The sequence below is a fragment of the Aulosira sp. FACHB-615 genome (genome assembly GCF_014698045.1).
Taxonomy (GTDB): Bacteria; Cyanobacteriota; Cyanobacteriia; order Cyanobacteriales; family Nostocaceae; genus Nostoc_B.
Genome location: NZ_JACJSE010000065.1, coordinates 1 through 12,554, shown reverse-complemented (window position 1 = coordinate 12,554; position 12,554 = coordinate 1). Strand labels below are relative to the sequence as shown.

At 41.3% G+C, this 12,554-nt stretch carries 21 protein-coding genes; 6 read left to right on the top strand and 15 right to left on the bottom strand.

Going from position 1 to position 12,554, the window contains the following annotated elements; genetic code table 11:
- A partial coding sequence (locus H6G77_RS35500; protein WP_206758071.1) for a hypothetical protein occupies positions 1–279 on the top strand: 279 nt, incomplete at its 5' end.
- A 38-nt stretch (positions 280–317) separates the two neighbouring features.
- Here the strand turns inward: H6G77_RS35500 and ilvD are convergent.
- Entirely contained in the window at positions 318–2,006 is a 1,689-nt protein-coding gene (gene ilvD, locus H6G77_RS34620) for a dihydroxy-acid dehydratase (RefSeq protein WP_190595257.1), read from the bottom strand.
- A 118-nt stretch (positions 2,007–2,124) separates the two neighbouring features.
- Here ilvD and H6G77_RS34615 point away from each other — a divergent pair, with 118 nt between their 5' ends.
- A complete protein-coding gene (locus H6G77_RS34615; protein WP_190595256.1) occupies positions 2,125–3,012 on the top strand; it encodes a LysR family transcriptional regulator in 888 nt (295 codons plus the stop codon).
- A 1-nt stretch (position 3,013) separates the two neighbouring features.
- Here the strand turns inward: H6G77_RS34615 and H6G77_RS34610 are convergent, their stop codons facing one another.
- From H6G77_RS34610 to H6G77_RS34555, 13 genes are all read right to left on the bottom strand, one after another.
- Positions 3,014–3,619, bottom strand: coding sequence for a Uma2 family endonuclease (locus H6G77_RS34610; RefSeq protein ID WP_190595255.1), 606 nt, complete (start codon positions 3,617–3,619; stop codon positions 3,014–3,016).
- Between the two features lie 78 nt (positions 3,620–3,697).
- On the bottom strand, positions 3,698–3,880 hold the full coding sequence (locus tag H6G77_RS34605; RefSeq protein ID WP_190874060.1) for a hypothetical protein: 183 nt from the start codon (positions 3,878–3,880) through the stop codon (positions 3,698–3,700).
- Between the two features lie 42 nt (positions 3,881–3,922).
- On the bottom strand, positions 3,923–4,213 hold the full coding sequence (locus H6G77_RS34600; protein WP_190595253.1) for a hypothetical protein: 291 nt from the start codon (positions 4,211–4,213) through the stop codon (positions 3,923–3,925).
- Positions 4,195–4,332, bottom strand: coding sequence for a hypothetical protein (locus tag H6G77_RS34595; protein WP_190595252.1), 138 nt, complete (start codon positions 4,330–4,332; stop codon positions 4,195–4,197). Before H6G77_RS34595 ends, H6G77_RS34600 begins: the two co-directional genes overlap by 19 nt.
- A 122-nt stretch (positions 4,333–4,454) precedes the next feature.
- Positions 4,455–4,838: a hypothetical protein gene (locus tag H6G77_RS34590; RefSeq protein ID WP_190874059.1), complete on the bottom strand. Its 384-nt coding sequence runs from the start codon at positions 4,836–4,838 to the stop codon at positions 4,455–4,457.
- 33 nt (positions 4,839–4,871) lie between these two features.
- Entirely contained in the window at positions 4,872–6,308 is a 1,437-nt protein-coding gene (locus H6G77_RS34585; protein WP_190595250.1) for a hypothetical protein, read from the bottom strand.
- A gap of 12 nt (positions 6,309–6,320) precedes the next feature.
- Positions 6,321–6,647, bottom strand: coding sequence for a hypothetical protein (locus H6G77_RS34580; protein ID WP_190595249.1), 327 nt, complete (start codon positions 6,645–6,647; stop codon positions 6,321–6,323).
- Positions 6,644–7,336, bottom strand: coding sequence for a hypothetical protein (locus tag H6G77_RS34575; protein WP_190874058.1), 693 nt, complete (start codon positions 7,334–7,336; stop codon positions 6,644–6,646). The genes H6G77_RS34580 and H6G77_RS34575 overlap by 4 nt, the downstream gene beginning before the upstream one ends.
- Positions 7,329–7,460: a hypothetical protein gene (locus H6G77_RS36440; protein ID WP_277877360.1), complete on the bottom strand. Its 132-nt coding sequence runs from the start codon at positions 7,458–7,460 to the stop codon at positions 7,329–7,331. The genes H6G77_RS34575 and H6G77_RS36440 overlap by 8 nt, the downstream gene beginning before the upstream one ends.
- 2 nt (positions 7,461–7,462) lie before the next feature.
- Positions 7,463–7,954: a hypothetical protein gene (locus H6G77_RS34570; protein ID WP_190593379.1), complete on the bottom strand. Its 492-nt coding sequence runs from the start codon at positions 7,952–7,954 to the stop codon at positions 7,463–7,465.
- A complete protein-coding gene (locus tag H6G77_RS34565) occupies positions 7,954–8,589 on the bottom strand; it encodes a hypothetical protein (protein WP_190593378.1) in 636 nt (211 codons plus the stop codon). Before H6G77_RS34565 ends, H6G77_RS34570 begins: the two co-directional genes overlap by 1 nt.
- A gap of 515 nt (positions 8,590–9,104) precedes the next feature.
- Entirely contained in the window at positions 9,105–9,362 is a 258-nt protein-coding gene (locus H6G77_RS34560) for a hypothetical protein (protein WP_190593377.1), read from the bottom strand.
- Between the two features lie 314 nt (positions 9,363–9,676).
- Positions 9,677–9,886, bottom strand: a complete 210-nt coding sequence (locus H6G77_RS34555) for a hypothetical protein (protein WP_190593376.1) — start codon at positions 9,884–9,886, stop codon at positions 9,677–9,679.
- Between the two features lie 122 nt (positions 9,887–10,008).
- On the opposite strand from H6G77_RS34555, the gene H6G77_RS34550 reads away from it, so the two are divergent.
- Genes H6G77_RS34550 through H6G77_RS34535 form a run of 4 tightly spaced genes read left to right on the top strand, consistent with a single transcriptional unit; the run spans position 10,009 to position 11,865 of the window.
- Complete coding sequence (locus tag H6G77_RS34550; protein ID WP_190593375.1) at positions 10,009–10,371, top strand: hypothetical protein; 363 nt, start codon at positions 10,009–10,011, stop codon at positions 10,369–10,371.
- A 14-nt stretch (positions 10,372–10,385) separates the two neighbouring features.
- A complete protein-coding gene (locus tag H6G77_RS34545; RefSeq protein WP_190593374.1) occupies positions 10,386–10,946 on the top strand; it encodes a GNAT family N-acetyltransferase in 561 nt (186 codons plus the stop codon).
- A gap of 5 nt (positions 10,947–10,951) precedes the next feature.
- Positions 10,952–11,488 (top strand): hypothetical protein, encoded by a 537-nt coding sequence (locus H6G77_RS34540; RefSeq protein WP_190874057.1) that lies wholly within the window; start codon positions 10,952–10,954, stop codon positions 11,486–11,488.
- Positions 11,489–11,490: 2 nt separating this feature from the next.
- The gene (locus tag H6G77_RS34535) at positions 11,491–11,865 is read left to right on the top strand and encodes a hypothetical protein (RefSeq protein ID WP_190874056.1); all 375 of its coding nucleotides are present in this window, start codon (positions 11,491–11,493) and stop codon (positions 11,863–11,865) included.
- Positions 11,866–11,881: 16 nt separating this feature from the next.
- On the opposite strand, the gene H6G77_RS34530 is transcribed toward H6G77_RS34535, so the two are convergent.
- Entirely contained in the window at positions 11,882–12,280 is a 399-nt protein-coding gene (locus H6G77_RS34530) for a hypothetical protein (protein WP_190874055.1), read from the bottom strand.
- Positions 12,281–12,554 lie beyond the last annotated feature (274 nt).

Genomic DNA, 12,554 nt, shown 5'->3' with positions numbered 1-12,554 from the left:
GACAAAGTACGCATTAGAAATAGTTATCGTCAACGCATACTAGCAGAGGCTAAACAATTAGACAAAAGCTATGTGGAAACTATTCATTTCATTATCGATTGCTATTTTGCATTTAAAAAAGGAGTGTTAACTACACAGCAACCAATAGAACATACGTCAGATTACAACGAAATAGACCTTAATTCGGAAGCATCTCGACAGTCTGTTAGCAATGTATCGACTGGATCTAAACCAGAGGATTCAGGCAATGAAACATTTTCTCTCGATTTTGATTTGTAAAGTTGGGAAGTAGCAAAACATATCTACTTTTGTGGTTATCAATGGAACAAACCTAAGTCTGTGACTGCACCAAGGCTACTGGAAGATACCAACTTGGCATATTTCGCCAATACGCCTTTAGTGTAACGTGGGGCTGGGGGTTGCCAATTAGCACGGCGGCGGGCTAATTCTTCATCCGAAATATTCAACTGTAATAGCCGCGCTGGGGCATCAATGGTGATAGTATCACCTTCTTCGACTAAGGCGATCGCTCCCCCTACAGATGCTTCTGGGGCAACGTGACCAACTACCATCCCGTAAGTACCGCCAGAGAAGCGTCCATCGGTAATTAACCCTACGGAATCACCCAAACCAGCACCGATAATTGCCGAGGTAGGCGCTAACATTTCCCGCATTCCAGGGCCACCTTTGGGGCCTTCGTAACGAATCACCAGGACATCACCTGCTTTAATCTTGCCTGCCAAAATCGCATCTAAACAAGCTTCTTCTGATTCAAATACTCTGGCGGGGCCGGTAATGACTGGTTTTTTCACCCCGGTAATTTTAGCCACTGCACCTTCAGTAGCGAGATTACCTTTGAGAACTGCCAAGTGACCTTGAGCATACATCGGTTTATCCCAAGGACGAATCACATCTTGGTCAGCCCTGGGTTCATGCGGCACATCGGCAAGAACTTCGGCAATGGTTTGACCACTGATGGTAATACAGTCACCATGTAGTAAATCATGTACCAGCAGCATTTTCATGACTTGCGGAATACCGCCAGCTTTGTGCAAATCTGTAGCGACGTATCTACCACTGGGTTTTAAATCGCACAAAACAGGCACACGACCACGGATAGTTTCAAAGTCATCGATGGTCAATTCCACACCAGCCGCACTGGCGATCGCCAGAAAATGCAATACTGCATTAGTAGAACCACCAACTGCCATAATTACCGAAATAGCATTTTCTATAGATTTGCGGGTGATAATCTGGCGCGGTAATAATTGCTTACGAATAGCTTCTACTAAAATAAACGCAGATTTTTCTGTACTGTCGGCTTTTTCGGCATCTTCGGCAGCCATTGTGGAAGAATAAGGTAGACTAATCCCCATTGCTTCAAATGCCGAAGACATGGTGTTAGCTGTGTACATCCCACCACAGGAACCCGCACCCGGACAAGCGTTTTGTTCAACGGCTGTTAATTCAGTTTCGTCGATTTTGCCAGCACTGTATTGTCCCACTGCTTCAAAGGAACTGACTACAGTTAAATCACGACCGTTATAATGTCCGGGTTTGATTGTACCACCGTAGACAAAAATCGCGGGAATATTCATTCGGGCGATCGCCAGCATTGCTCCTGGCATATTTTTATCACAACCACCAATTGCCAATACACCATCCATGCTTTGTCCAGTACAAGCAGTTTCAATGGAATCGGCAATCACTTCTCTTGATACCAGGGAATATTTCATCCCTTCAGTTCCCATCGAAATACCGTCACTGATGGTAATTGTACCGAAAATTTGCGGCATAGCTCCAGCACTTTTAATACCAGCTTCTGCCCTTTGTGCCAATTTGTTTATCCCCATATTGCAAGGGGTAATAGTGCTGTAACCATTGGCAATACCGACAATTGCCTTGTTAAAATCGGCATCTTCAAACCCAACAGCCCGGAGCATCGCTCGATTTGGCGATCGCTGTACACCCTGTGTTACAACCCGGCTTCTTAAATTATCCGACATTGTTGTTTTATTCATTACTCAAAGCTGGAACAAATCTTTGTATGAGTATGATATGTAGAAATTTTTGAGATGTCCAATATATATTTATTAGTAATTAAGACTTATAGAATATCAAAAAATGGAATTAAGGCACTTGCGTTACTTTATTGCTGTAGCTGAGGAACTACATTTCACTAACGCTGCTCAGAGATTGCATATAGCTCAACCGCCTCTTAGCCAACAACTCCAGCAACTAGAAGCAGAAATAGGAGTAAAGCTGTTTCATCGCAAGACTAAGCGACAAGTACAGCTAACAGAAGCCGGCAAAGTTTTTCTACAAGAGGCTTATGGATTACTTCAGCAACTAGAAACAGCAGTAGCACTGACTCAAAGAATTGGAAAAGGGCAAACAGGTCAACTGAGAATAGGATTTACTAGTTTGGCAATTTACGATCTGTTACCCTTGATTTTGCGAGAATTTCGCCAGCAATTTTTAGAAGTAGAATTAGTTTTACTAGAGCTAACCACCAGTCAACAGGAGCAAGCACTCAAAGATTCCCGAATTCATCTGGGTTTTGCTCATCCACCATTAGTGGATAACACTTTATCTTATAGTTGCATTCAAAGTGAAAGCCTAGTCGTAGCTTTGCCTTCAACTCATTCATTGGCTCAAAAAGAACATATTTCAGTGGAATCGCTATTAAGTGAACCCTTAATCATGTTTCCTCGCTATCTAGCACCAGGACTTTACGATCTAGTTATGGGTCTTTTTCAGAAAGGAGACTTCAAACCTCACATTGTTCAGGAGGCGATTCAAATGCAAACAATTATTGGATTAGTATCGGCGCAAATTGGTGTGGCAATAGTACCATCTTCTTTACAAAACCTTCAAAGGTCTGGTGTAGTTTATCGTTCTATAGTAGAACAAGTACCAGTAATCGAAACTGCTTTGATTTGGCAGCAAGATAGTTTAACAGCCATTGCAGAGAATTTTTTACAGTTTACTCAAAAGTTCATAGATAAATAACTCAACTTGGCATAATATCGTCAAGTTTCATCCGTAAATTAGGTAACAAACAAGATGAGATAAGTTCTCCTAAGCGATATTTATGTTGTTCATATACGCCATTAACTAGTTGACAAACAGTGAAGGTCGGTTGTTTTGGATTACCAATAAATTGCAAACCACCCAATCCTCGAAAATCGACAATCCAATATTCAGGTATATTAAGAAACGCATATTCTTCAACTTTTCTAGCATAGTCATCCTGCCAATTAGTACTGACAACTTCAGCAACTAGCTTAATTGTCTTACCATTACAAATAATGGGTTCTTTTTGCCATAGAGGTTCCCCCGCCAATTGTTCTTTATCTAAAACAATCACATCAGGACGCAAAGCTGTAGCTTCAGCAGCAGGCGGCTTAATCAAACAGGTTTTTGGCACTATCCAATTAAAATTAGAATGAAAGATTTCGACATAGATTCTACCTGCAATATTCCCTGCCACAGCTTCGTGAGGGCCTGTAGGTTCCATGTCTCTTAATTCTCCATCAATTAGTTCGTAACGCGTATTGTCCCCGTGTTCAGTTATAAATTCTTCAAAACTAAGTATCTTAGGTGGAGTGTAGGTCATGAAAAATCTCCAAGGGTTTAGTATCTCTGAAAAAATCTAGGAATCTTATCCAAATTTTATTGTAGAAAATTTAATTAGTTATTTTCTACTTATCTTATTTTCATAGCAAACAACAAAACTAATACCTAACACTACACTCAACCCTAAGATAAATCCTGAAGGATGACCACCCACAATCAACAGCATAACTAAAAACCCCAGCCCAACATAAGCGGTTTGCTTGAGTAGAGAAACTAGTCTTGTTTGAGTATTGTGAATCATAACCAATCACCTGCTAAATATATAAATTATTAATTTTTACTGCTAACCCAAACCAGGAAAAAACTTATTCCACACATTCGATTTTTTAGCACTAGCATCTCCTTCAAAAACACCGCCGAAACCTCGATGAAGAGCTTGAGTTTCTAGGGTGTTGATTTCGTGGATCATCTGAGCTAATTCGGGGTTTTCGTTAATTAACTCATCCTCTAATTCCAACTCCTGCTGCAACAGTTCAGCATTCCGCCGCAAGAACCACCGTTGATTATGGCGACGGCGGATTTGTTCTTCTGACAGTTGCAGTTCTTCCTCAAAGTTCAGGTCGTCGTAGTACATTGGGTTTCTTCCTCAATCAGTCCAAAGTATTCGGCAGAGATTTCCATCAAGTAGGTTAGAGCGAGGCAGTTGCCGTAGTTCGTGTAAATTTGGGCGATCGCGCTAAGAACATCCGGCATATTTTCTAGGGTCACTTCCTGGAAACGAGAGGCCAGATGGTATGCCGAATGTTCGACATCTGGTTCGATAACCGGGACATCTTCTGACCAGATGATCAGCTTGCGCCGGTTTAATTCTGCACCTAAATAAACAAAACTTGTACTAGTGGATTACGTTCAATCATGGAAGCGATCGCCCTAGTTTTTCGTTGCTCAAATGGGTGCATAAATCCGGCGATCACCATCTTATAATCATTGCCCATACAATATAAATTAAGCTGCCCGTAGGCTTCATAAATTCTTTTTCTATCAAGATATTTTTTGATTTCAATTACTGTGCCATCCTGCCAATCAGTAACGATATCCGCATAACCACCTTGGAATCCACTTTCACACCGAGCTTGAAAACCATGTTCTCGGAGTCGGGAAGTGATGGCTTGTTGCAAATCTTTTTCTTGCCAGTTTTTTGGTAGCTTTAAATCTTTGGTGATGATTGCCCACTGGTCTTTGACTGGTAATGCCGACAACGGTTGATCATGATTGTCGCTGTCGGTTTGCAGTCAAAGCTTAAATTTGTAGACAAGTCCGTAATGTTCACGTTGTCTGATAATTCTGATGATTTTTCCTTTGATTTCATTGAGGCGATCGCCAGCTTTCAACTCATGAACAATAAATTCATCCAAATCCAAACACCGAGTACGCTCCAGCTGATCAATCATCTGCTGTGTAGCTGAAGCTTCGCGCTCTCTTAATAATTGTCTTTCCTCGGTTGAAAGCGCATCTCCGTTTGGCTTGTTGTTATCCCGGTCAATTGCTGAATAGTTGGCCAACTGTGGCATCGCGTACCACTTAGAATACCCACCCCAGTATACTGCACGGTTTACCGGAGATTCGCTGATTAAACTTCCTAGCCGATCTAGACTAATATTCTCCATTGTCGCGGCTTTACCCCATTGCTTGATCACACCCAAGTCGTTACCACCAACAAGTGTTACCCACTTCATCTGACTGGAAGATGTCAGGTTTAATCCCATCGCGCCTACGAAGGGAGTTTGGGTAATTAGCCAAGAATTTTCTCGCTTGGCTCCTCCCAAGGATGAAATGTGCAGAATCAGAGTACCGATGCGCGTATTCTTCGTTTTCTTACACGCATCACCGATGACCATACCCTCGTCAACCACCAGCAGAGACTCTTCTTGCTGGCTTGCCCACTGAATATATTCATCCAAAACTTCATCAAGCCAATCGCAAATTTCTTCGGGACACCTATTCTTACAAGTTTTGCGTTTGACTACATCGACTACGCCATTAGTATAGCCATACTCGCCCTCTTCATTCTTGGGATCGACGTAGAAAATTTTCCGATTTGGGTTGTCAGCTTTAATTCTCCGCAGTGCATTAGAAACTAAAATACCCTTTCCACTACCACCAACACCAAGAATTACGCAATTCTGCACAGGAGAAGCGATCGCACTCACAATATCAAAAATGTTACTACTTTCGTGTACCGAGGATTGAGTAGCAACTGCAACTAGCGGATTGTTGACTAATGGCTGTGGACTAATAACTGTTGGTGACGCGCTCAAGGCTTGACCACTGCCGACATTTTCTCGTTCCTCCAGATAATCCAAGGCCGTCTCTGAGAGCGCGTAGCCTTGTTGGTTGGCAAAGGTTAACTCCGCCTCAACCGCCTGTTCGCCCACTTGCCGATAATAGCAGCGAAAATCATCTCCTTCCAGCACATGGGCAACACATCCATAGTCTCGAATCGCAGTCTGATTCCTCTGTACCTCTTTAGCTTGCTGCCATGCGCTGAATATCGACCAGCAAGCGATCGCAACTCCTGTGACTGGAGAGGTCGCGCTGGCGGCAACGGCGGCGACGATAACTCCTAATGCAATTTTCCACTGGATGTTATTTTCAGTGGTTTGTTTGAATGCAATTGCGCTCCACTCAGAGGGGGATCTCTGGATTTTTTGTATATCAAATCTCGACATTTCCATTTTTCATTAAACGGTAAAGAATTGTTTTTCTCCGTCTCCAGCAGTATCAATTTCTTCAAGGGGCGTTTTTGCTGGGAGATAAACAACCTTGACTCCTTCTATTGATTCATAAACAGACCTAATTATGTATTGCGGGTCAGAATGAATTTTAGTCACTCCAGCCAATTCACAATACACCTCTCCTACTAACCTCATAGCCAAACTGTAATCGTATAATTCTCTTTTTACTTTTTCAAAATCAATATCTCCGTGTTCATTACAAACAAACTCTTTCCAGAATGATTCAAACTCTTTATCAACTTCTTGTTGTAGTCCTTGACTAATCATTTTCATCTTGAAGACTCCTGTATTGCATAGCTCAACTTACCAACCCAAATAATTAGAGCGACAATCACCTCAATCGCAAATAAGGTAATAAAAGCCAACGCCAAATTAACGTAATCCAACTTTGACCACTGCCCTGTAGATAAAACAAAAAAGAAATCTGAAAATTTACCACTCGCTACAGGTGAATAAACCGTGATGCAGATGAGAAAGTCGATGGTGTAGGTAAAAACTTTTAGAGTCTCTAAGTTGCTGATTACTGAAGTGGGGAGAGCGTTATAGGTTCTTTTTAGCATTTTCAAACTAGGATCGTCGTCTTCCCTTAATTGATATTTGCTCCGACCATCCGCTGACGAAATAACTGTCTGTACAAATCTTTCATTATTGTACAAAATTAAGGGCAGAACCTCGATTATTTGAATAACTCCCCATAAGATTGTCCCCAGTATCCATGTAATTCCTTTTCCAATAATTGAGGCTATACCGTTGATAACTGGGATTACAGAAATGAGATAAACGAACGCACTGTTTAAGACCTTGCCACTGAGCAATCCTACAACCTTTTCGTAGGGCTGAATATTCAGATAGGCAAACCAAAATGCACTGAACACCAGCCCCCAATACAAAATTCTTAGCCATGAATTGGGCTTGTTGTTGCGTGGGCGATCTCCTTTCTTGGGCATCGAAAAGTTAACCACGTTTTTCGTCCTTGTTGAAATCAACGGTTTTGATTACAAGCAATTTAGTTAACCCTAAAATTTGATTGTTTGTTAATTTTCGTAAACCTTTATCATCATCAAGGGGCAGATAATACTGAGCCATAATCAATTCTCCCCATCCGCGATTGGTTGACTATAGATACCACCCCGAAATCTCTTGAGTCGTTTGGCAACTAAATCTCTGTTGCCAGTGAACGCGATCGCACCCACCGTCCCGTTTTCTTCAATTACTCCAGTGTTCCCCTGACCATCACAAACCACAGTGCCACTGGGAAGTGGTTGTTTGGTATGACGGTCTGTAAGTGTCTGCCCTTCAAATATCGATACATAACGAATGCGTGGGTAACTACCTACAACTATTGGCAGACAGCCATTTTGATATCTGGCATCAGCAATCCTGGCTTGTTCTTGCTCAAATGCTAATTGTTGTTCCAGCTTGGTTTGTTGCTCGGAGTTAGTAGCGATTTGTGCCTTGATTGATGAAATAGATTGCAGGTTTCGGGAGATGTCCTCACTGGAGAAAGCTAAAGAAGTTAAAATGATTCCCCCAAAAATAATTGATGTTCGATGTTTACGCCATTGTCTTGATGTCAACATTACTCTCCCGCCTCCAGCAAAAAAGCATCAATATCTATAGTTGTCTTTGATTTGGGTGCGATTGCCTTAACTGCTGCTTTTGTGCCAGCAATCTCACCATTCACTTCTAGTAAAAACGCATCAATATCTACAGGCTTAATGCCGTAATTTCCTAGCATCTTGTCAACGCGCTCTCCATCATTCGCCCACTCCATCAACAAGTCAGTAGTCTGGTTGTTACCTGTTCTCACAGAGTTAACAAGTTCTGCATCGCCTTGTTCAAGAACTCGGTTAAATACGTGGTTCTTGATTTGATTAATAGCTGCCGCCTTCCTGATGCCATCTTGCACCGCCATTTTTATCATCGCCGCCATCAATTGAGGGCTGGAGTGCCGAGAATATTGTGCTGCTAGTTTAGAGGCTTGTTTAACAGTAATCTCGTCTGACTGCCCTAATTGTTGTTGGTTGTTTAGGGCTTCTCCAACAGCATTGAATATTCCTTCTAATTCCTCAGTTATGTCATCAGAAAACTCTTCGGCATCCGGGTCTATTTTTGCGCCATTTTGCGCCATGATCATCAACGAATTATCTATTTGTTCTGGGGAATAACGCTCTCCAAAGTATTCATAAAGTTGACTGCGAGTGAATGTTGACATTTTCGTTCCTCCATAATTCAAAGTTTTCGCGTGTTAATTTCTGGAAATTTAGCTTCAAAAATTTTTTGGGTTCTGAGTTTTTTAGTAAGCTCTCATCAATTTCTTGCTTAATAATAAAGATAATTATTAGCAGAAATCTTTGGTAAGCATCTAAGTAAGGACTTCTGGAATTTATATAGTATCTGTGTTTGATAGGACTGACTTTATCAATGATATTGCGTTCCCATCTCCAAATACTTGTCCTATTTACTCCTAATATATTGGCTAACTCTTTTCTTGACAGTAAGTTGTCAAAAAGTGCTTGCCAAAACTTAGAATCTTCTTTGATAGCTTCTAGTACTACAGGTAGACTCTTCTCGATAGTGTTGCACCCCCTTGTCTATGAATAAGCATAAATCAACGATTTATTAGGTTTTTTGACTGTATTTTTGACAGTAGTTGCTGATTTTTGCGTGACATTGTTGCTTGCAACAACCTGCAACATCGTTGCAGTGTTGCATCTTAAGAAATTATTATTACTTTTTGATTTTCCCGTGATTCCAATCTCCATACCAGTATGCTTGCTCCAAAAAATTGTAAGTATTCGGGTCTACTTTTCCAGATAACTGTTTATAATCAAGCCCGTTTTCTAGTGCTTGCCGAATATCTGGTGGCAGCTTAAATCCCTGTGCTGGAATCTTATCGTATTCCTTGCCTATCAAATTTTGATATTGCTCTTGAGCTTCTTGAGGAGAAATCTTTCTACTTTTTAAATCCTCCTGTAATCGCTCCATCTTACCTTCAAAGGTTTGATTTTTGGTGTGGGCTAGTGAAGAAGGCAGAAGGCAGAGGGCAGAGGGCAGAGGGTAGAAGGAATAAGTCAAAACAATTCAAAATTCAATAAATGGTAAATTACTGCCTGCTTTTTTAGTTCTGACAAGGCGCGTAACTTGCTTGGGTTTTCGCCTTGCAATTCCTGAATAATTGCGTCAAATCCTGTGTGCATATTTTGCGTGTAACAACGTTTCACCTATGCACAAATAATAAATAACCCACACTATTGGCGGGTATACAAAAATATCAGCAAAAACAGCTGCAAAAACTTCCGCTAATCTTGAAAAAAAATGGCATAGTTTCTGCCATTGCGCTCCCATTCTTTGTTTATCTGATCAAGCACCCATCTTGCATATCTTGGGGTTTGCTCGTTCATCCATTTTCTAATGGTGCGCTCATCGCGCTCAAAGAATGCTGTTACCAATAAGCGCAATCTGTTTTCTTCGGGCGCTTCCCATTTGTGAATAAATTCCAGTAAGCTCATAGTTGCCCTCCATAGGCTCATTTTGTGGTGGTGCAAGAGTCCTCCGGTGCTTCACCACCGGGGGCATCTGTTTATTTTGTACCATTTAGAATCTAAAATTAAACTGTTTAGTTACTAATTAGTTGCTAAAATCAGAAATTATTCTGACAGACATTCACATGATTAGAAAACGCGATCGCCGATTTCCGGTAAACCTTCCTATTGTTAAAGAAATCCGTTTATCTCTGTGGGGACATACCAGAGGTGTTTCTAAGACTCGTATGGCTGAAGCTATTTTGATTGACCGGGTATCTAGTGCAGATAATTGGGATGAAATTTGCAAGGACTTACGGCAAGAAGCTGCCATATTAAAAATTCCTGTCGAAGAATTAATCAAACAAATACTTAAGGCTGATAAGTACGACGAATCTATAGATGTGGATGATGTTGACTGGAGATGCCTCATAGAGGATGGGGAAATTGAGTTACCGGAAGCAGATGAATAATTAAAGTCATTGCTATGCAAAGCAACGTCAGACTAATTCGCGGTCAAGATAGCATCACCGTAAAAGCGGATTTAGTAGAGCTAACACAAAAACATGCTGATGAATACACCTCCCGATGGAAAGAACAATTAAAACTGCACGGACAAGAAGATAAATTTTGGGATTGGGAATTTAAACTCCAGTTTGTCATTAGCAGACAACCAAACCGTGAAGGTTATGCGATTGAATACGATAGTGAAACTCAAGGTTTAATGCTCATGGAAGCTAAATTGCACGGCTCACGTTTAACTCCAGGAAAACGCTTGGTTTACGTTGATGGTATTGCTTCTGCGCCTTGGAATCGGGAGGCAATTCAACGCCCACCTAAATATAAGGGTGTTGGTACTGCACTATTAAGCTTTGCCAGAAAACGTAGTCTAGAACTGGGCTATGAAGGTAGAGTAGGATTACATTCACTACCTGGGGTAGAAAAATTCTATGATCGCCAAGGCATGATTGATTTAGGAGAAGATGAAGATTACGACGATTTAGTTTACTTTGAATACGGGGTATGGCGTTCTTCTAGTCAGGTTTAGGGTAGATGAGTCAACACGAATTGAGAGAAAATTACGATAATCCTAGTCAAAACAATGCAACCAACCCAATGGATTTACTGCTTGATGAAGCTTGGTTACGGCAAGCTGTAGAAGCTGAGGAGCTTGTTGGTGGTAACATTGGTGCTGGATTAAACTGGGGAAGTGCATTTGGCGACCTCATACTCAACTTTGAACTCCTGGGGCGTTTAACAACATTGCGTATCTCCCTAAATAAAGAAGTGCGGTTACTACTTAATAACTGGAATTTAGGTACAGCTACAAAAATTGCTCTTGTAGCTGCACGAGAGAGAATATTAGAAAAATTAAGGTTGCCCACACCACAGGTAAAGCAATTAGTACTCACAACTTTGGGAAAAGATGAACTTTATGGTGAAGAGTTCATTTCTAACCGAGAAGTACTACGCGAGTTGCTAGAAGTTTTATTAACACCACAGGATTGGGAAATGATTGCCGCAGTTGCCGCAGACTCTCTCAAACAGCAAATTATTCATCAAGCTACTGGCGAAAAAATCTCAGCATAAACATGATTGAACCGACACCAGAGCAACAACTTTTTATGCAAGATGATGTTTCCACCCGCTTACATCATTTGGCAAGTCACTTGTCACAAATTCAGTCTTTTTGGACTCAAAACTCATCGAAGGATTTAATGCTGCCTCTGGTAAAAGAAAGTCGGTATTTTATTGAGTGGACTGTGCCAGACATGGTGAAAGCGGATGACATTGACCGGGCTTGTGAATTGGTTGATTTAGTGCGTTTAATGACTCATTGGCTATTTCATTGGGACGAGATTTGGTCTAATGATGAGCAAAAACAAGCTGCGGCTGTTGCAACTCTTGATTGGTTGCGTCGAGTTTTGGAAATAGCTGATACAGAACCAGAAGCACTCAGTGCTTAATGATGTTGATGGTTAGTTAGGGCTGAGTGAATTTCTCGTGATCATAACAAATATCACCCTCTACTCTACTCTTCTCTTTTTCCAAACACCCATTCAACAAAGCACTTCCTAAAACTCCCGAAATACACACCAACATCCCGCCCAAGCAAATGTTCTTTCGGGCTTGCCAGTTATAGTGACTGATGATGCCAGAACTCGAATTAGCTCCGATTATTTCAAATCCCCAGCATCCTAAAGCACCAATTCCCAAAAATGCTGTGCTTAACAAGCAAGTAATTCCCACTGACAACAACGCATTCTCCATAAATTCTCTTGTCCTTGAACGTTTGATGTAGCGATATCGAATTACAATCAGGCTTGGTTCCTCATACTTCGCTTGATATTCCTGGGTTAATTTTTGATTGCGGTTGTTCATACTGGCTCCTGGGAAGAAAAAAATAAGACAGCCGAAGCTGCCATTGATGAATTAGCTATTATCAGCTGACCTGAAGATTACGCGATTGAACTAACCGATTGCGCCACTCCTGATTTTCAAACAACGCACCCCAAGACTCGAACGAAAGTACTTGTCTAGGGCAATACCGTAGCCAATTTACGAGGGTTCAACACCTGTAGAAACGGGATGAATACGTCCTAAAGAAGTAAGCTTGGCAAAAATCTGACTTAATAAAATAGGCTCAGGCATTTCA